General features: G+C 30.0%; 20 protein-coding genes. 18 read left to right on the forward strand and 2 right to left on the reverse strand.

The genetic code is table 11. The annotated features are described in order from the left end of the window. Window positions 1–99 precede the first annotated feature (99 nt). From Q0714_RS13815 to Q0714_RS13885, 15 genes are all read left to right on the forward strand, one after another. On the forward strand, window positions 100–900 hold the full coding sequence (locus Q0714_RS13815; RefSeq protein ID WP_298266080.1) for a hypothetical protein: 801 nt from the start codon (window positions 100–102) through the stop codon (window positions 898–900). Between the two features lie 250 nt (window positions 901–1,150). Next, the gene (locus Q0714_RS13820) at window positions 1,151–1,381 is read left to right on the forward strand and encodes a hypothetical protein (protein ID WP_298266081.1); all 231 of its coding nucleotides are present in this window, start codon (window positions 1,151–1,153) and stop codon (window positions 1,379–1,381) included. 2 nt (window positions 1,382–1,383) lie between these two features. After that, the gene (locus tag Q0714_RS13825) at window positions 1,384–3,786 is read left to right on the forward strand and encodes a hypothetical protein (RefSeq protein ID WP_298266083.1); all 2,403 of its coding nucleotides are present in this window, start codon (window positions 1,384–1,386) and stop codon (window positions 3,784–3,786) included. Window positions 3,787–3,946: 160 nt separating this feature from the next. Continuing rightward, window positions 3,947–4,318, forward strand: a complete 372-nt coding sequence (locus tag Q0714_RS13830) for a hypothetical protein (protein ID WP_298266085.1) — start codon at window positions 3,947–3,949, stop codon at window positions 4,316–4,318. Continuing rightward, on the forward strand, window positions 4,318–5,187 hold the full coding sequence (locus tag Q0714_RS13835; protein WP_298266087.1) for an exonuclease domain-containing protein: 870 nt from the start codon (window positions 4,318–4,320) through the stop codon (window positions 5,185–5,187). Before Q0714_RS13830 ends, Q0714_RS13835 begins: the two co-directional genes overlap by 1 nt. A gap of 199 nt (window positions 5,188–5,386) precedes the next feature. After that, entirely contained in the window at window positions 5,387–6,295 is a 909-nt protein-coding gene (locus Q0714_RS13840; protein WP_298266089.1) for an alpha/beta hydrolase, read from the forward strand. Between the two features lie 703 nt (window positions 6,296–6,998). After that, window positions 6,999–7,505, forward strand: coding sequence for a hypothetical protein (locus Q0714_RS13845; RefSeq protein ID WP_298266091.1), 507 nt, complete (start codon window positions 6,999–7,001; stop codon window positions 7,503–7,505). Between the two features lie 165 nt (window positions 7,506–7,670). After that, the gene (locus Q0714_RS13850) at window positions 7,671–8,162 is read left to right on the forward strand and encodes a hypothetical protein (RefSeq protein WP_298266092.1); all 492 of its coding nucleotides are present in this window, start codon (window positions 7,671–7,673) and stop codon (window positions 8,160–8,162) included. Between the two features lie 14 nt (window positions 8,163–8,176). Next, window positions 8,177–8,584: a hypothetical protein gene (locus tag Q0714_RS13855; protein ID WP_298266094.1), complete on the forward strand. Its 408-nt coding sequence runs from the start codon at window positions 8,177–8,179 to the stop codon at window positions 8,582–8,584. Between the two features lie 370 nt (window positions 8,585–8,954). Then, on the forward strand, window positions 8,955–9,167 hold the full coding sequence (locus tag Q0714_RS13860) for a hypothetical protein (protein WP_298266096.1): 213 nt from the start codon (window positions 8,955–8,957) through the stop codon (window positions 9,165–9,167). 149 nt (window positions 9,168–9,316) lie between these two features. Then, window positions 9,317–9,856, forward strand: a complete 540-nt coding sequence (locus Q0714_RS13865) for a hypothetical protein (protein WP_298266098.1) — start codon at window positions 9,317–9,319, stop codon at window positions 9,854–9,856. A gap of 154 nt (window positions 9,857–10,010) precedes the next feature. Then, window positions 10,011–10,517 carry a hypothetical protein gene (locus Q0714_RS13870; RefSeq protein ID WP_248413573.1) on the forward strand — a complete coding sequence of 169 codons (507 nt, stop codon included), beginning with the start codon at window positions 10,011–10,013 and terminating at the stop codon, window positions 10,515–10,517. Between the two features lie 164 nt (window positions 10,518–10,681). Beyond that, window positions 10,682–11,266 (forward strand): hypothetical protein, encoded by a 585-nt coding sequence (locus tag Q0714_RS13875; protein WP_298266103.1) that lies wholly within the window; start codon window positions 10,682–10,684, stop codon window positions 11,264–11,266. Between the two features lie 161 nt (window positions 11,267–11,427). After that, window positions 11,428–12,999, forward strand: coding sequence for a trehalase family glycosidase (locus tag Q0714_RS13880; protein ID WP_298266105.1), 1,572 nt, complete (start codon window positions 11,428–11,430; stop codon window positions 12,997–12,999). 1,235 nt (window positions 13,000–14,234) lie between these two features. Beyond that, the gene (locus Q0714_RS13885) at window positions 14,235–14,549 is read left to right on the forward strand and encodes a hypothetical protein (RefSeq protein ID WP_298266107.1); all 315 of its coding nucleotides are present in this window, start codon (window positions 14,235–14,237) and stop codon (window positions 14,547–14,549) included. A 382-nt stretch (window positions 14,550–14,931) separates the two neighbouring features. Here the strand turns inward: Q0714_RS13885 and Q0714_RS13890 are convergent, their stop codons facing one another. Together Q0714_RS13890 and Q0714_RS13895 are read right to left on the reverse strand one after the other, a co-directional pair. Further along, window positions 14,932–15,420, reverse strand: a complete 489-nt coding sequence (locus Q0714_RS13890; RefSeq protein ID WP_298266109.1) for a hypothetical protein — start codon at window positions 15,418–15,420, stop codon at window positions 14,932–14,934. Window positions 15,421–15,513: 93 nt separating this feature from the next. Further along, a complete protein-coding gene (locus Q0714_RS13895) occupies window positions 15,514–15,990 on the reverse strand; it encodes an Hsp20/alpha crystallin family protein (protein ID WP_298266111.1) in 477 nt (158 codons plus the stop codon). A gap of 420 nt (window positions 15,991–16,410) precedes the next feature. On the opposite strand from Q0714_RS13895, the gene Q0714_RS13900 reads away from it, so the two are divergent. The 3 genes from Q0714_RS13900 (at window position 16,411) to Q0714_RS13910 (ending at window position 19,645) form a co-directional block, all read left to right on the forward strand. Further along, window positions 16,411–17,241, forward strand: coding sequence for a DUF3761 domain-containing protein (locus tag Q0714_RS13900; RefSeq protein ID WP_298266113.1), 831 nt, complete (start codon window positions 16,411–16,413; stop codon window positions 17,239–17,241). A gap of 207 nt (window positions 17,242–17,448) precedes the next feature. Continuing rightward, window positions 17,449–18,618 carry a serine hydrolase gene (locus Q0714_RS13905; RefSeq protein WP_298266115.1) on the forward strand — a complete coding sequence of 390 codons (1,170 nt, stop codon included), beginning with the start codon at window positions 17,449–17,451 and terminating at the stop codon, window positions 18,616–18,618. Between the two features lie 124 nt (window positions 18,619–18,742). Continuing rightward, on the forward strand, window positions 18,743–19,645 hold the full coding sequence (locus Q0714_RS13910; RefSeq protein ID WP_298266117.1) for a restriction endonuclease: 903 nt from the start codon (window positions 18,743–18,745) through the stop codon (window positions 19,643–19,645). Window positions 19,646–19,930: the final 285 nt, after the last annotated feature.

Raw genomic sequence — 19,930 nt, forward strand, 5'->3', positions numbered from 1 at the left:
AAAATAAAAAAATACTAAATTTAAAACTTGAAAAATTGCACCTTAAAACCCGCAACTTTTCATGTACCAAACCGTTGGCATTCATTACCGAAAAAAACTATGAAATATAAATTTGAAACAGAGAAAATTGCAAATTATCTAATGCAGTTTAAAGATAAACTTCCAGAACTTTACACTTGGAATGCTAAAATTGAGAAACTTGTAGATTTAGGAGTGATAACTCAATCAGAATTAAATAGTCTGAATAATCAAACTTCGTATGAGAAAGAAATAATACTAAAGAAAAAAGTAAACTTAAAACTTCACGAATATTATAAAACTAATAAAGTATTATTTGATAATTTATGTTTGTGGATTATTAAAGATTGGGGAGGAATTTTAACAGCAAAAGATTCAGATACAATTGAGTTAGTTAAAGATTTTTTAGAAACAGACAATCCTAAATATAATAGAATTGCAAGTGCTTCAAAAGTTGGAGCTTATATGTTTCCTGAAAAATACATTATTTATGATTCAAGAGTAGCATATGCTTTGAATTGGATAATATTATCTGAAAAAGCAGGAGAAATTTTCTTTCCAATACCGAGTGGTCGAAACTCGAAAATGACTGCATTTGAAATGAGTGTTTTAATACGTCTGAAAAATATTCAACATTATGTTCCAAAGGATATTTCAGAAATGGATAAACGATTGTATATAAACCAAAAAGACAAGACTAGTTATATACCAGAAAAAGAATCCTATTCAGAATTGAATTATCTGATAAAAGAAATAAGTAATAAATTATGGAATGAGGAAAAATCTAAAATGCTATATTATACAGAAATGCTTCTTTTCTCAATAGCAGACAGAGAAATTTTTAATGATATAACTAACAGATTAACATTAGAAATAAAATAACGAAATGCCAACAATGGCTAAAAAAAATTGCTACACTATGCTAAATACGAAAATTCGATTAACTTTATACGACACAACAAACATCGGAAAAATTACGGTTTACCAACCGCAACTTTTCCTAGCCTAAACCGTTAGCCACAAGCTGAAAAGCGAAACGACTTTCTATATTAAATCTTTTTTTACTATATTTATACAATTGTAGTATATTTTTATATATTTGCGTTTATAAATAGCATTTTATTCACATAATATGGATAATTCAAAACAAAAAAAGGAAAGATTTAAAAGAGTTGCTTCTCGTAGAGTTGAAAACATTCTCAATGACATCCAAAGCCTTTCAAAATGTTCAAATAAGAACAACTATGAATATACAGAGGCAGACATAGCCAAAATGCTGAAAGCTATAAAGGAAGAAATTAGATTAATGGAAACGCTATTCAAGAAAAATTTAAAGGACAATAATTCAACATTCAATTTTTAGCTATGGAAAAAATATTTTGGGAACTCTACAATGCAGATTCAGAGACAGAAGTGGAAAAAATCATTAAAAAACATAAGATATTCAACAATAATAATAACTGGAAACCATATGGTGGAAATAAAGGAAATTTTGGAACATTCGAAAGCCAACAAAATCATCCTGTGCCTGCCTTGATAGAGAAAGTTACTAATTCAATTGATGCTACATTAATTAAGGAATGTAAACTTAACGGATTAGACCCAAAATCAAATGATTCACCAAAATCAATGAGTGAAGCAGTTGAATTATTTTATGGTGTTAAGAATGGAGAAATTGGAGAATTAACAAACACCGAAAGAAGAACTTTAGCTGAAAACATTCAAATCATAGCAACTGGTGATAAAAAACAGCCAAGTATAACAATTTTTGATATGGGAGAAGGTCAACTTCCAAATGAATTTGAAAACACCTTTTTATCACTTCACAAAAATAATAAAGCAAGCATTCAATTTGTACAAGGGAAATATAATATGGGTTCTACTGGTGCAGTCGTTTTCTGTGGAGAAAAAAAGTATCAATTAATTGCTTCAAAAAGAAATAAAGAATTAAATAACGGAATTGACAGCGAGGTTGGTTTTACTTTAGTTAGAAGACATCCACTATCTATAAATTCAGATGATGGTAATTTCAAAGCAACTTGGTACGAGTTTTTTAGTCCTAACGGCAATATACCAAGCTTTAATTCAAAAACATTAGAATTAGGTCTTTATAACAGAAAGTTTGAATATGGTTCAATAGTAAAATTATACTCTTATCAATTACCTCGTGGTTCAAGGTCAGATTTAACTCTTGATTTATGGAGAGACTTAAACCAGTATATGTACCATCTTCCTTTACCTATTAGTGTTTATGAAAAAAGGGATTATGCTGGAAAAACACCTAACAAGCCAGTACTTGGAAATAGAACAAGGATAATAATTGACAGTCGCGATAAAGTTGAAAAAATAATTGAATTTTTGATTCCAAAAGAATCTGGTCTTGGTAATATTCCCATTCAAGTAATAATATTCAAAAATGAAGTTCCACACAATGACTTTATAAAAAACAAATCCATAATATTCACACAAAATGGACAAGTTCACGGTTCAGAAGGGCAATCATTTATTTCTCAAAGTCTTGGTTTTTCTCTAATTAAACAGCATACACTAATACACGTAGATTGCACAGAAATTCCGACAGAAATTAGACAAGATTTGTTTATGTCAAACAGAACTCATCTTAAGCAAGGACCAAAAACCGAAAAATTAATTGACGAAATAACAAGTTTACTCAAAAAAAGTAAAGAATTAAAAACTTTAAATAATGACCGTAAAAATTCACTATTAAGAGATTCAAAATCGGATAAAGATTTATTAGAAAACTTCCTTTCAAAACTACCTGTTGACAAAGATGTATTGAATCTATTAAAGAAAAATGGTTCTCTAAATTTTTTAAAATCTAAAGGACAACAATTCAATGGTAAAAATACAAATGAAAAGAAAAACGGAAAAAAACTTAATAGATTTCCTGGAGTTTTTAATGTTAACCTCAAAGAAAATAAAGAAGGAAAATTATACAGGACGATTCCATTAAACTCGAATGGCATTGTAACTATTGAAACAGATGTTGAGGACGACTATCTATTTCGTCCAATTGAGAAGGGCGAATTTCAAATAGAAGTACTTCAAAAGCAAAATCAAACTGACAAACCAGTTGACTCTAATCCAAATCCAAACCCTAATGTTACTTCAGACGTTTTAACAGTTAACAGAGTTGGTCCATCAGATGGTACAATTAAGTTATTAATTAAACCCAATGAAAAAGCTAATGTTGGAGACTTACTTGAAGTTAGAGCAAAACTTACTTCACCCGGGAAAGATTTTAGTTGTGTTTTTGATGTGAAAGTTGATGAAAAAATTAGTAAACCAAAAGAAAAAGATAAAAACCCAACAGAATCATTTCCAAATTTGCCTATTCCAAAGAAGTCATTTGAAAAACCAATCAATGAATCGGATATTCCTTGGAGTGATGATAGTTTAAAATGGACAGGAGAAGATATTGTAAAAGTACTTCAAGACACAAGTGAAGATGGTGATTTGCTTGTTGAGGCTATAATTATCAATATGGACTCATATAGCCTATTAAATTTCTTGTCAAAAAATCAAATAAAAACAGAAAAGGAAATTAGATATATTAAAGATAAATACTTCTTGTCTGTTTATTTACATAGTCTTTTTCTTTTTAGTATTATGCAGAAAATGAGAAAGGATGATGAACATTTGAAACAAATTGAAATTGACGATTTCATTTCAAAAATGATAAAACCTTATGCAAGTTTTCTGCTTTATGAGAATTACCATATTGAAAAATTTGCATTTGCCGAATAAAGCCAGTGGCTAACAATGTATAAAAATAATAGCGGTTTAATCGCTAAAACGAAAGTAAGTAAATATAAATAAAGGTCTGTGTATAACCGAAAAGTAGATGCTTAGAAATCCGCTACTATTCTTATACTTTACCGTTAGGCAAAATTAAAAACCAACGACAATGACAAGAATTTACAGAAGTTTTTCAGAACCTGATAGAGAGAATCTGACTTGGGAAGAAACTTGGATACAAGAAGACAAAGGCTTGATAAAAAATTATGAAGTCGGTAGAAAATTGGGAATAAAAGAACCTGAATTAGCAGAAAAAGCAAAAAGAGGAGAATTACCAGTTCTTGGATATAAAGGCGGAGTTGATAAAGCTTTAAAGAAAAAGGAAAAAAATGGTGCATTAAATTACATTGCTAAATGGCAAGCACTTCGAGGAGAAGATTTGGATATTGATATGGACGAGGAAATAGTTTTGACTTGTACAAAAACAAAAATGACAGTTACATTTACAATGGATTTAGAAAAATTAAAAAATGATAACTAATGGACTTTCTAGCTATCGACGTTGAAACTGCTAATTCTGATATGGCGTCAATTTGTCAAATTGGATTTGTAATTTATGAAAATGGTCAAATAAAGAAAGAATGGTCAAGTTTAATCAATCCAGAAGATTATTTTGACTTTTGGAATGAGTCAATACACAACATTACCGAAGATGATGTAATTGAAAGCCCAAAATTTCCAGAAATATATGAGGTTCTTAAACAAAATCTAGAAAATTATGTTTGTGTTTGTCACACTCATTTTGACAGAGTTTCAATAAATAGAACTTGTGAAAAATATGGACTTCCTGCAATCCAAAATAATTGGATAGATACAGCAAAAGTTGCTCGAAGATGTTGGAATGAATTTGCATATAAAGGTTACGGACTTGCTAATGTTTGTAAAAAATTAGGCTATTCATTCAATCATCACGATGCTTTGGAAGATGCAAAGGCTTCAGCTCATATTTTAATTTCTGCAATTAAAGAAGAAGATAACACAATTGACGAATGGATAACAAGAGTTAATAATCCTATTTTAGCTAATGCAAAAACTTATAGTAAATCTGTTTCAAAAGAGGGAAATCCAGATGGAAATTTATTCGGAGAAGTTTTAGTTTTTACAGGTTCACTGCAAATTCCGAGAAGAGAAGCTTCTTTGCTTGCATCTGAAATTGGTTGCAACGTTGTAAACAGTGTAACGAAAAAAACAACTCTTTTAGTTGTTGGAGACCAAGATATTAGCAGACTTTCAGGAAAAAATAAAAGTTCTAAACACTTGAAAGCAGAGGAATTGAAAATTAAAGGACAAAATTTAAGAATATTGAAAGAATCAGATTTTGTTGCATTGTATGAATCGAATAAAGAATAAAATAACTTTGCCTAACACTGCATATATTTTATAGCTTGGTTTTAGCACACTTACGAAAATCCTCTCGGATTTTCTTGGTCAGTAATTATTTACTAAATTTATTGCTTAAAATCGCTACAAAACATATTCAAACACGTTGTGTGTAACCGTGATAAACTTAATCGTCTTTTGAATGAACTTTAAATAAAATGAGGAAATAATGAAAAAATCAATTATAGCAATCTTACTTTCAATTACATTAACGAACGTTTTTGCACAAAATGGTAGTAATATAAAAATTTATCCAGATGTTGTTTATCATCACAAAGACGGAATGGGTCTTTTAATGGATATATATGTACCCGAAAATAATAATGAAAAGGGAGTAATTTTCATTAACAGTGGAGGATTTCAATCACCTTTTTTCTCTAAACAGTACAAAGAAATTAATGATTCTTTGAGTATTAGAAATGGCAATAACTACATCTCTATTCATAAAACTGATATTCAACCCGAATACTCACAACAATTTAGCTTCGAAGAATTGTTAAAAAATGGATACACTGTTTTTGACGTAAAACACAGTAGTACACCAAAATATAAGTTAAATGAAATTACAAATGATTTGAAATATGCAATTTCTTATATAAATAAATATTCCGAAAAATACAATGTATCAAAAGACAGAATTGGTATTTGTGGAGGAAGTGCCGGCGGATATTTAGCTGCATTTTTAGCTGCCAATCCACAAAATGAAAATAAATTGAAAACTGTTGTCTTATATTTTCCTGCAGGTTATGATTATTTAAATAAAAGAAATATAGAAGTCAGAAAAGCTCTTCCTTCATTGAATATTTCTAACAGCGAACTAGACTCTTTATCTTTAAAACATTATATTTCAAACAAAATGCCCCCAACCCTAATTATGTATGGAGAAAATGACAATCCATTTATTACGGAACCGTCGGATATTATTACAAATGAATTAAAGGATTTAGGAGTTGAGTGTAAAAAAATAGTATTTGAAAATGTTGGACACATCTGGATGGATAAAAATGGAAAATATAGCAATGAAACTGGAGATAAAGCTATGACCAATTTGATAGAGTGGTTTGACAAATATTTGTAGTTTCTATTAAGTTGATAAAACGGCAACACACAACATTTTGTATAAGTAATGGCAGGCAATGTGCTAAATATCAAGGTTTGTAGCCCGCTCAAACTGAGTAGCGGTTTGACAGGAAACTACCACGCAATCTGCCACTACTCATACAATTTACCGTTGCAATTCATTGTGCGACGATACTCAAAACGAAAAAAAGTTCTGAAAAATATTGATTAACTAAAATGATAAATTCCAGATTGATTTTAAGAAAATAAACTGATTAAAATTGAAACGGAAAAAAAATCATTGAAACTCTAAAAATGATTGAGCAATGAAAACGGAAAAAACTCATTGAAACGCGAAATAAAAAACTTTATGATTTTGAGCAACGAAAACGGAATGATTTGAGCAACGAAACTCAAAAAATATTTTAAGGATAAATTGTCGTAAAATGAGAAATTTAAGATTTAAAAAATAAAAGGATTTGAATAGCAAAACGCTGAATGAATATAAATTGATTTGAAAAAGGATAAATAAAATGATTGAAAAACAACGAAATTGCAACACTGCATATAATTCATTGCTAGGTTTTTGTCGCTTTACGACAAAATATCTTAAATTTAAACTTTGATTTCATTTACGATAAGTCTTACGACTTTATCGCAACGAAATCATATTCAAAATCGTTGGCAAACATTTTGACCAAACCCAAAACTGAAAGAAAAAATTGAAAGCTGAATTTATTTACCAACCTACCTCTGGAGAATATGAAGAGAAAACTTTTGACTTAAATACAGTTTGGAAAAGTCAAATTTGGAGTTGGACAAAATTCACAACAAAAGACGGAATTGAATGGATTGGAGCTTTTCGTAGAGAACCAAAGAAAACTGCAATTGCGGAAAAAATAAATCAAGTGGCTGTTTTGACAAGTGATGGACTTTATATATTGGATATTGACAAAAGAGAAACTCTCTTTTTTGACCAACAAACTGAATTTAGAGAATTAGCCGAATTACCAACAAAGGACAAATTCATTATTGCGGATTATGACCAAATTGGAATTATTGACAAAGATTTTAAAACAGAATATCTAAATCTCGATTTGGGAATTGACAATATTGTGTTTAGAAATTATATCGGAACGAAATTGAGAATTAATTTTGAGAAACTACCTGATTATGATATAATAGATGGAGTTTTGAATACTGAAAACTGGAAAATTGAGACGGAATAAAAAACGATTTGCCAACAACGTGTATAATTAATTGCTTTGGTCGTTGCCTATTTGGAAAATTCCTTCGGAATTTTCTCGCGTTCGTTTTTGTTTACTAAATTAGTTGCTTAAAAACGCAACTAACCATACACAAAACCGTTGGCATTAATTAAAAAAAAACAAACTATGAGAGTCTTTGAAGATTACGAAACAAATCAAAGAGCAATTAAAATAATAAGTGGAATTGAAACTATATCTGCAACAATTGGATTAATGATGGGTGTTGAAACTGATATTAATGAAGATATTACTTCCGAGATTAAAAATATGATAATGGAGCGACCTGTTATTCTAGCTCAAGATATAATGGAAATAAATGAAAAATCTTTATATAAAATACAAAATGTTGTTGGATGTTCAAACAATATCTATAAACAACTTTCAGACTCTACAGCGATTTGCATAATTGGTGTTTTAAATTTCCCCATAAACGAGGCAAGGCTAACATTGAAAAACCCAGAAGTAGAAAATTCACATAGAGGAACTAAATTGAGAATGTGGATGCACGAATCTAGCAAAATATTAGTGTATTTAAAAAAACATTATTATTTATCGGACAATGTTAAAATACAAATTGAACAAAGTTTAGATATGCTAAACAAAGTATATTATAATTAAAAAATCAATAGTAAATGTTAAAAATATTCCTAAATATATTTATCATCTTAAATCTTTTTATTGTTAAAGCACAAGACAAACTTGAAATACTTTCAAAATTCAATTATGTTACAACAACTCAATTTGACGGAACAAAAAGAACTTCTAAATTTATTAGTGCTCTTGTGTCAGTAAATAATAGTAACAATTTCATTGTAGTTGATGAGGAAATAAAAGAATCTAAATCATTAATTTATTTGAATAATACACAAAGAGAAGAAGAAAAAGTAAACGGAAAAATGGTTATTCATTATGACTCTCCAAAATATGGAACGAATCAATTGGCGTATTTAGATGACACATCACTTACTTTGATTTTACCAAATAAACAGAAATTAATCTTTTCTATATACAAACCGATAAATACAACAATGGTTGACTAATTTAAAAAATAGATAATGAGTAGTTTTAGTAGATACAGTGATAAAAATAAATATGGAGGTTATACGTGGATGATAAAATTTGAAAGTGTTTTTCATATTTTTATTCATAGCACTCCTGATTATTCCTTTGTCGTAGACTTAAAAGAATGGGGCTTTATTAGTTACAGAAAAACCCACTTTTCATTTGTATCAAATCGAGGTCTAATTAATACTGTTGAGGAAGCCTATGAAAAGACAATTTCACATCTGAACCAAAACACAAAATATAAAATAGACGAAAACATAGCTTATAGCAATATGAATTATATGGTTGGACAATTTCTGCATTCGACCGACCCAATTACGAAAAGCATAATATTTGATTAAAAAAATGAAAACATTAAGATACAAAACTACAAAAGGAGACGTATTTGAGGTCTTTGATTATAAATTGATAGCACAGACACTATATGTAAATAAAGAGCTGAGGAGCCACAATAAATATAATTCAATAAATGAATTAGAAGAAGAATTTGATTATATAGAAAAGCAATTGATAGATGCTGGTTCGAAATATGAATTAACAGATCTTCGAAAAAAATAAAACTAATGCCAACAATTGGTATAAAAAATTGCTAAATTCAATAAAATAGAATGTTTCTAAAACATAAAAAAATTAAATTTAAACATCGGAAAATTACGTTTTCAAAAACGCAACTTTCCATACCATAAGCCGTTGCCACCAATTAAAAAATGACCTCGAATAAATTCAAAATTGAACTTTTAAAGACAAATTGGATATCTGAAGAAGATACTCAAACGGATTTATGTGCTCACGGACAAGTGCGAGTGAAAATTGGAAACGAAATTGTTGTTGACCAAAGCGAAAATGATGGTTGGACGATTAGTGCAACTGCTCAACTCTTACTTCGGACTTTGGAACGGAATCACACGAAAGAAAATCCTGTTGGAGACCAATTAATTCCTTGCTGTGGACACTTTTTAGTTTTTGACAATGATATGGAAGAAGTTTATATTGGAAGTTGTCCGACTGGAATTGATTGGGAAGTGACTCACGAAAACGGAATTGTAACGCTGAAAACAGAAAACGGAACTAAAACAAAAATTGACTTTGAAAATTATAAAAACGAAGTTTTAAATTTTGTCGACCAAGTTGAGGAGTTTTATAAAAATAGTCCTGAAAAGGAAATCCCAAAAGACGAATTTGACCGAAAAGGTTATTTGCAGTTCTGGAAAGAATGGAATGAAAAAAGAAACAAATGGAAAAAATAACTGGTGGCAACACCGTGTATAATTCATTGCTAGTACTAGCCTACTTACGAAAATCCTCGCGGATTTTCTATTCGGTTTGTATTTACTAAATTAGTTGCTGAAACACGCAACGAAATCATACACAAACACGTTGTACAACATTAACGAAACTCGTATGAACAAAATATTATTCACATTTATTTTTGCTTTATTTTTTTCGAATATCTATTCTCAAGAAAGCTATGTGAAATTATCATTTACGAAAAGTAATTGTCCAACAATTATTATTGAAAAGGATATTATTGCGAATGAAAGTACAATCGGAACAAAAAAGGATTTGATACTTGAAATGAGTGTTTTGAAAGATAAACCAAATCGAAAAGAACATAAATTCTTCAATCTGACAGAAAACGGAATTGTTTTTTTCACTCTAAAGAATAAACCCACTTTTAAAACACAGACTGAACTGAATGAATTTTTCGGAATTGAAAAAAATAATGAAATTTATGTAAATGGATATTTAATAGAAAATTCTGATTTTAAAATTGCGACTGAAAGTATTATTGAAATTGAATTGATTGAACCAGATTCTGAAAACAAATTAGAAAGAAAAGTAATTAACGTTTGGACTTTAACTAAAGAAGAAAGAACAAATGGTTGTAAAAAACAGAACGCGAATTAAAATAACGTTGTACAACAACGTGTATAATGCATTGCTACTACCAGCCTACTCGGAAAATCCTACGGATTTTCCTCTGGTTCGTGACTTTTTACTAACTTAGTTCCTTACCAACGCAACACATCATAACACGAAGCCGTTGGCTGTAAATTAAAAAAAAGATTAATATGAAAAAAATAAGAATTATTTTAATGATAGTCATTGCTATTTTGACTATAAATAGTTATTCTCAAAATTCCAATGAGTTAAGAGTTTATTATGGAACTTCTTATGCTGAATTTTTGCAGAATCAAAGTTTAGATGGAGTTGGAGGTTATGAATTAACAAATTTCAACCAATTTGGAATAAAATATTTAAGACAACTTTCTACTGATTTTTACATTGAAACTGGAATTAGCTACTCTAAGAGCGATTTGCAAATAACACCTTCGTTTACGGGTGAACCAATTCAATCGAGATATGAAAAATTAGAAATTGTTTCAGTTCCAATTTATGCTAATTATACATTTTGGAAATACCTATTTGTAAATGGAGGACCAATTTTAGATTTTCAAACATCAGATAATTCAACCGACTCTCAGTCTGGAATTGGATATGGCTTAGGAATTGGAGGAAAATATAATTTTGACAGATTTTTGATATTTGTAAATCCAAATTTCAAAAGACATTCTGTAATTCCATTTGAAAAAGAGAATCATCACCAAAAACTGACTGAATTAGGAGTGCAGTTTGGAATAGGATTTAAATTTTAAGAATAAATCTACAGCCAACAATGTATAAAATTTATGCTTACATTTAAACTAAATATAAAACGACAAACATTCAACAAACGATTTGCTACAACCGAAAAATCTCCGATTTTCCAGTCGCACAAATCTTATAAAAGCCCGTTGTACATTATATACATTTAGATATGAAAAAAAATATAACTTTTCTGATACTTTTTACGATTTATATGCCAATAATGGCTCAAAGTGAAAGAGGAAGCTATTATACCAAGAAAACATATGACAACAAAGAAATACCAATTTTTGCGGAAAGTATAAAACGACTTCCTGAACCAATTTTAGAAGATCATCAAGGTTGGGTGGATATGTATTGGAAAACATGGGAAATAGCCTTTTCTAACTTTAAAAAACCACCCCAAGGATCGCCTTTCGTTTCTAATTTTATTGATGAGGCATTTAATGAGTTGATTTTTCAATGGGATACTCATTTTATGATTATGTTTGCTAGGTATGGACATACTATTTTCCCTGCCATAGAATCGCATGATAACTTTTATAGCCGCCAGCATAGAGATGGATTGATATGGCGAGTTATCGCCGAAGCCGACGGGAGTGACCACCCTTGGGGTGGTGGTGAAAATTTTTCTAGGGCTATCAACCCCCCCATCTTTAGTTGGGTAGAAATGAAAAATTATGAACTTACTGGGGACAAATCACGCTTTGAAATGATTTTACCAGTACTAGAAAAATATGTAGAGTGGCTGGAAAAGCACCGATTGTCTCACAACACGCCTCATAAACTTTATTGGAGTAATGGACAAGCATCAGGAATGGACAACACCCCAAGAGACAAAGGACGCCCAGGTGGTCACAGTAGCTTTTCTCCCGTTGGTTGGGTAGATATGAGCTGCCAAATGATAATGAACTATAACGATTTGTCTAATATATGCAAAATCCTAGGTCACAAAACAAAATCTAATAAATATAAAGAAAAAGCAAAAAAATTAGGAAAGCGGATTAACGAATGGTGTTGGAATGAAGAAGATGGCATCTACTACGACGTCGGAACAGAAGGAAAGCAGCAAAAAATAAAAACCATAGCTTCTTTTTGGCCAATGCTAGCTGGTATCACAACCCCAAAGCAAGACGAAAAATTAATTGAACACCTAAAAAACCCAAAAGAATTTTGGCGAAAAAATATATTCCCCTCTCTCGCTGCCGATGAAGAAGGATACTCAGCAAAAGGACACTATTGGAGGGGGGGAACTTGGGCTCCTACCAATTATATGGTTATTAAAGGACTGGAAAAGACAAATAACGAGAAATTTGCTACTGAATGTGCAGAGAAATATCTAGATGGACTTTATAATGTGTATAAAGAAACAGGAACTTTATGGGAATGCTATGCACCTGATGCTTTTGCTCCTTCAACCATTGAAAATGATAAAAAGTTAGCTCGCAAAGACTTTGTTGGTTGGACTGGCGTTGGGCCTATTGCTTTATTAATAGAAAATGTTTTAGGAATTAGAATTAATGGTAGAACTCATAAGATAAATTGGATAATTAATAGAAAAACTAGGCATGGAATCAAAAATATTCAGTGTGGAAAGGCTACGGTCTCACTTCTATATGAGCAAAAAAATGGCAAAGAAATTATTACTGCCGCAACTAGTTACGATATAAAACTAAAAATAATAAAAGGCAAGAAGTCAAAAGAATACATAATTTCTACGGGAAAGAATGTAATAGAGTTATGAACAGTAACAATGTACAACACGGTGTATAAGTAATAGCGGTTTAAGTACCAGCTTGAACCGTTTTTGCTTTTTATTAAGTATATTGCTATCTGAAAAGTAATAGTGTTTTAGTCCGCTACTACTCATACACGAGACCGTTGCCTGTAATGGCGGATTTCAGATCTGAAATCCACATTCTGAGTATTTTAAGTTAAATTAAGTTAAACTGACTGAGACACGAGCCAAATGATTTAAAAAATTGAAACGGTACGACTTTTAGCACAATAACGGAATTTAAAGTTGAAACGGATAAATTCCCAATCATAACGGATTTTAATATTGAAACGGTTCGATTTTAGCACAATAACGGAGAAATGAGCAGAACAAAATCTATAAAATGACAATTCTAATTAAATGAAATACATTTTCGACTTTTACAATTGTAGCGGATTTGAAATTGAAACGAAAAAGTATTTAAGATAAATTTAAAATAATCGACAAATTCACCATTTTAACAATTGAAATGGTACGATTTTTTAGCACCAGAATGAAAAGCCAAAACAGGCAACAACGCACATAAAAAATTGCTAGTTTTCAACAAAATATTAAAGTTAATACAAATAAAAAACATAAATTTAAACATCGAAAAATTGCGCTTTCAAATTCGCAACTTTTCATGTCTAAAACCGTTGCCATTAACTGCAGAATTTCAGTTAAATAGATAAAATGTTCTTTAAAAGCAATATTTTAGTTGTACGACAAACTCCAATTTGACTTCCACTCTACCCAGATTGACAATTGAATCGGTCAGATTTGAGCAATGACTCGTGAAAAATGTATAAATGACGTGCGGAAATGCAAAAGCAACGTGGAGGAACACAAAAATGACTGTAAGGAATGCAAAATGAACGTGAAGGAATACAAAATTGACTGTAAGGAACGCAAAATAAACGAGAAGGAATACAAGAATGACTATAAGGAAAGCAATATGAACGTGTAGCAATACGAAAATGTTGCTAGAAACTTGAAAAATGATTAAAATACAATAACAACAAAGATTGCAACTATGAAAAATAACTTGAATATAACGACAAAAAAACAGCTAAATGGCAACACCTCATATAATTTATGCTTAAATTTGATTTAATACTAACGACAAACATTCAACTAACGATTTGCTACAACCGAAAAATCTCCGATTTTCCAGTCGCACAAATCTTATAAAAGCCCGTTAACTAAAATAGCTCGACAGAAAAATGGAGAAAATTAATGTAAGTTCTTGGAATGATGGAAAACACGATACAAGAGGAAATGGTTATGGAATCCGAGTTGGAAAAAAAAACAGATATTTATTTGAGAATATAACCGAATTTGAATTATCAATTGAGGGAAATAATTCTTTTAACGTTTCATTATCTCCAGGGTTTTGGAGAAATTGTCCAGAGTTTAGAAATTCGAATATTGGAAAGTGGATGCACGAAAATAATTTTGCTCCTTGGAGAAAAGGTGAAAATCCAAAATTTATTTTAACCAAGATAAGTGCAGAAAAATTTAGATTAGATAGAGTCTAGAATATTAGATGAAATGAGTTCACTTCTACTCTACCGATTTGAGCAATGAATCGGATTGATTTTACAATTGAAACGGAGAATAAATTACAGAACGCTAAAAAGATAAATTAAAAACTAAAAAGAAAACGAGAAAATAAAAACAAGAATGACAAAACTCGGAAAATACTAAAATTCAATTATCAGCATAACGTGTCGCTAAATTAGTTAACAACTCATATAATTTATGCTTAAATTTGATTTAAACGAAACGATAAACATTCAACAAACGATTTGTTACGGCGGAAAATCTTGCAGATTTTCAGTCGCACAAATCATATAAAAGCCCGTTGTGTGTAATGCGAAAATAACGGCTGAACACAAAAGAAAAAAAAACGAAAACTATTTAGTTTTCGTCTTCAGGTTTAATAAATTCGGACTGATATTTTTCTAAGAACTTCTTTTGTCTTTCAATCATTTGTTGTCTTATTTTATCAATATCCATAAATTCCTTTCCAAAAGAACTTTCAAAAAAATCATCATTAAAAAAGCGTTTACTAAAAAGGGAGTCTTGAGAAAAAACATCTTCAAACCCTTCATTTTCAAATCTTGAAAAATTTGTAAAAAATCTTGATTTAAAAGATTGCATCAAACTATCTCTATCAAAAGAAGATAGATTGTCATACTGACCGTTGGAAGACCAAGAATAAATACTATCGTATCTAATTAAATTTCCATTTTCGTCAAATTCTTTATCGACTTTCCAAGTGCCTTTAGGCTCTTCAACTATGTTAGTCCTATTTTCTTCTTTTTCAGTTTTTTTAGTTTCATTTTCTTGTCCTTTACAACTAACACTTAACAAGCCGACCATAAACATTAAAATACACTTTTTCATCACTGTTAGATTTTAAGTTAAACTTATTATTAAGAGGATGCTGATTTTTTCAGCATCCATCTCAATATTTTACTATAAAATTTAGTGAAACAATTATGAAATCTTAATACTTCTGGCAGGCTTTTGTTTAGCCTCTTCTTTTTTTGGTAAAAGAATATTTAAAATACCATTTTCATACTTTGCATTAATCTTTTCATCATTTACACTTTCTGGTAAATTAAAGGTTCTTTTGAACGAGGAGTAACCAAACTCTCTACGAGTATAGTTTTCTTCCTTGTGTTCATTTTCTTCCTTCGTTTCTGTAGAAATCGATAATACTTGATTATCGAGGTCGATGTGGAAATCTGACTTTTTTAAACCTGGAACAGCCATTTCTACTACAAAAGCGTCAGCAGTTTCCTTAATATTTACTTTCGGTAAAGTAATACCAGTGTTGAAATTTGAAGTAAATACTGATGGTAGGTCTCTGTTAAAAATATCATCTAACCAATTAGACAAAGTTGGAAAGTTTTGATTTGAATTGTTGTTCACTAAACTTCCATTTTTAGGAACAGTTGCTAAATTGCTCATAATTAAAAAATTTAAATTAAACATTATTTCAAATTTGAAATCTTAATTGATTTCGATTTGAATAGAACAAAAAAAATACCAAAATAAACAGAGTCAGTTTTCTTATAAAAAACCCATTTAATTCTATGAAATTATGACATATTTTAGTTTAACTAACTGACATATTTACATTCTACAATCGATTGATTATTTATGAACTGGCTAATAAATAGTATAAAAGCCTATAAAATTAGTTTGTGGAAAAGCACTACACACAACAAAGTATATAAAAAATAGCGGTTTTGGTGCTTAGTCGGAAATGAATTTTATAAATTTAAGGTCAGTACAAATACATAAAGTTAGTGACTAAAATCCGCTACTTTTAATATACAAAACCGTTACCCACAATTTGAGCAAGAACTTTTAAATTATCATTCTTTAATGGCTAAAACTAATTACGATTATACTATTTGGGGTTGCATAATTCTTTTTGGTCCATTAGTATGTATAATATTTGATATAAATTTCCTTGTTTTAATCGGAGTTGTAATTTTAATATATATTATTAATTACCTCTTAAAATCTGCGAAGAAGAAAAAAACAGACAAAAAGGTAAGGAATTCACTCGATATTTCTCTTATTGAATGGAATACAGCCAATAGTTACAAAAAAGACAAGTATAGAAGAGATTTTGAATTAAAAACCCAAAGATTAAAACGTGAAGATTTAACAAGAAAAGCATTTGGTATTAAAAAAGAAACTTGGAATTCATATAGTAGAGAAAAAAAATATGAATTTGAAAAACCTCACAGTGAAGAATTACGAATTCTTAAACAAGCATTTTTCACTAAATTTTATAACGGCAGAGCAATATCATCGAGTGAACATAAAAGAATAAACAATCGAGTAGAGATTGCAGTATCTCAAGCCAGTAAGGAACTTTACAAACTTTCTACACAAGATAGGATTAAGCGAATTGAAGATTATAAACAAATAATAGAAGGAAATCTAAAACATTGGGATAAAATTAAACAAGAAAAAGTAGAGAAAGTAAAAAATAAAAATGAACATAAAAACTACGAGAAGTTTGGAAATAACCTTTTAAAATATGTTGCGATTGGTTTAATAACATTAACAATTGTTACTTGTAGTTCTCGAAAAAGAATTGGCGCAAGGTGTAAAGACGGAAGTTACTCATCTTCAACAAGTATCGGCACGTGTTCTCACCATAATGGAGTTAGTAGTTGGAAATATAAATATTGGTGGGAATAACTATTAGATTTGACTACGTGAAACTTATGAAACGATTACCTTCAAGAAAAATAACTGTGGGTAACACCGTATAAAAATAATTGCGGTTAGTGCTTAATCAAAAGTCGTTGCGTGTTTGTAACGTCTGATTTTCCTTTGGAAAATCCTCGCATACAAACCCGCAACTATTCTTATACATAAACGTTAGCAGTAATTTAAACCAACCAAATGAAAAATCACCTTTTATTAATAACATTTGCTTTCCTTCTAATTTCCTGCAAGAATTCGAATGATAAAAAAGCGGAAATAAACACAACAAGTTTAGAAGAACTTGAAGTGAAATTAGATTCTCTATTCAATTCCAAAATCGGAATAAATGAACCTGGTGCTGCTTTATTAATTTCCTATAACCAAGAAATGATTATCGGAAAAAGTTATGGTTTAAGAGATTTAGAAACTAAAACACCGATTACTATTAACACTAATATGAGAATGGCTTCTGTTAGTAAACAATTTACTGCTTTATGTGTTTTAAGTCTTGTGGATAAGGGTTTACTTTCCTTGAATGATTCTATTAGTAAGTTTTGGAATTATCCTGTTTTCGCGAATATTACCATTGAGCAATTAATAAATCACACATCAGGACTTGCTGACTATGAAGCTTATTTCGATAACAATTGGGACAGGAGCAAAATAGTAGAAAACAAAGATATTTTGGAATGGCTGGCTACAAATCCAAAACCATTATTCGCATCAGGCAAAGGTTGGGAATATTCAAATACAGCATATCTTGTTTTAGCCTTATTGGTCGAAAAAGTATCTGGAGAGGAATTCTCAAATTATGCCAAGAAAAATATTTTTGACAAAGCTGGTATGAAAGAAACGAACTTCTATAATCTAGCAAATCCAATTGAAATTAAAGAAAGAGCTTTTTGCTATGAAAAAGACAGTTTAGATAATTGGAAAAAAGTTGATGGCTGGTATATGAATGGAATTATGGGAGATGGTGCAGTATATACAAGTGCAAATGACTTTTTAGCATATGATAATTCTTTGCGAAATAATAACATACTTTCCAAAAAGACACACGATTTAATTTTTAAACCAAGTTCAACACTTCCAAAAAAATGGCCGAAATCGAATCCATTTGAGGAAAGGTTTTCTTTTTTGGCGAATAGTGAATTAAAGTATGGTATGGGTTGGTTTATTAATAAAGATTTAGCAATGCATACTGGAGGTTGGTATGGAACAAGAACTGTAGTTATGAGGGAATTTGAACGACCTTTAACTATTGCAATATTTATGAATTCTAATTCATCATTTAACGAACTAATAAACGAAACATACAGACTAGTAAATAACTATATAAAAACTACTGCTAACAATGGCTATAAGTAATTGCTTGTTCTCGCCTACTTCTGAAAATCCTCGCGGATTTTCAGTTAGGTGTGTACTTGCAAAGTTAAGTGCTAAACCACGCAACTACTCATAGCCGAGAACGTTGCCTGTAATTACGCAAAAAATGATAGACTTTAAAGAAATAGATAAATCAGGAGAAGAATGGGAATTATTTTGTCGTGATTTTTTAAATCATCTTGGTTACTATATTGAAAGTTCAGTAGATAGAGGTCCAGATGGAGGAAAAGACTTAATAGTTTCTGAACAACTTAAAGGTAATCTTGGAAACTACAGATTTAAATGGCTTGTGAGTTGTAAACATTTTGCTAATAGAGCTAGTAGTAATTCTGTAAAGGAAGTTGATGAACCAAATATACTTGAACGAATTGAGTCTTTTAATTGTGATGGATTTATAGGTTTTTATTCTACACTTGCATCTTCTGGATTAAATACAAGAATTACACAACTAAAAGAAAATAAAAAAATAAAAGATGTTAGAATCTTTGATTATAAACTGATTGAAAATTATCTGATTAGAATTGGATATTCAGATTTATTAATGAGATATTTTCCAGAAAGCTATAAACAAGTTAAACCTTTGCATTTAGTTACTGATGAATACATTCCTTTAAATTGTAAAACTTGTGGAAAAGATATCTTACAAGAAATGTTTAAAGATCAATATCACGCAAACTTCGTTCAAATATTCAATTATGACGAAAAAAATGAACATATTAAGGATGTTTATTGGTCTTGTAAAGGTGAATGTGACAACATTCGAAACAATAATTTACCTAAAGGTTATTATACAAATTGGTATAATATTGGAGATTTAATAATACCTACTAAATATATTGAGTGGATTCTTGGAACTATGAACAAAATAGAAAGTGGAAAAAATATTTACGACAAATCAGCACTTGCGAGACAAAAGGAGTTTATAATTGCAATATCACAAAAAGTAATGAGAGAAATGACACAAGAGGAAATTGATAGAATAGGAAAGCTCGTTGTATTTGATTATTAAAACTACAGGCAACACCTCATAAAATTTATGCTTACTTTTAAACTAAATAACGAACCGACAAACATTCAACAAACGATTTGCTACGTCCGAAAAATCTCTGATTTTCCAGTCGCACAAATCTTATAAAAACTCGTTGTGGGTAATTTGAAGAATTAAAAAATAAATGTGAAAAAGATAAACTTCCTTACAACATACGAAAAACGATTATAAATTGTCAAAAAACAAATTTGACTTGAATATAATGTTGGAAACAAGCTGAAAAACCAACTGAATTTTGGAGTAGGC

It is taken from the genome of uncultured Lutibacter sp. (genome assembly GCF_947493565.1).
Taxonomy (GTDB): Bacteria; Bacteroidota; Bacteroidia; order Flavobacteriales; family Flavobacteriaceae; genus Lutibacter; species Lutibacter aestuarii.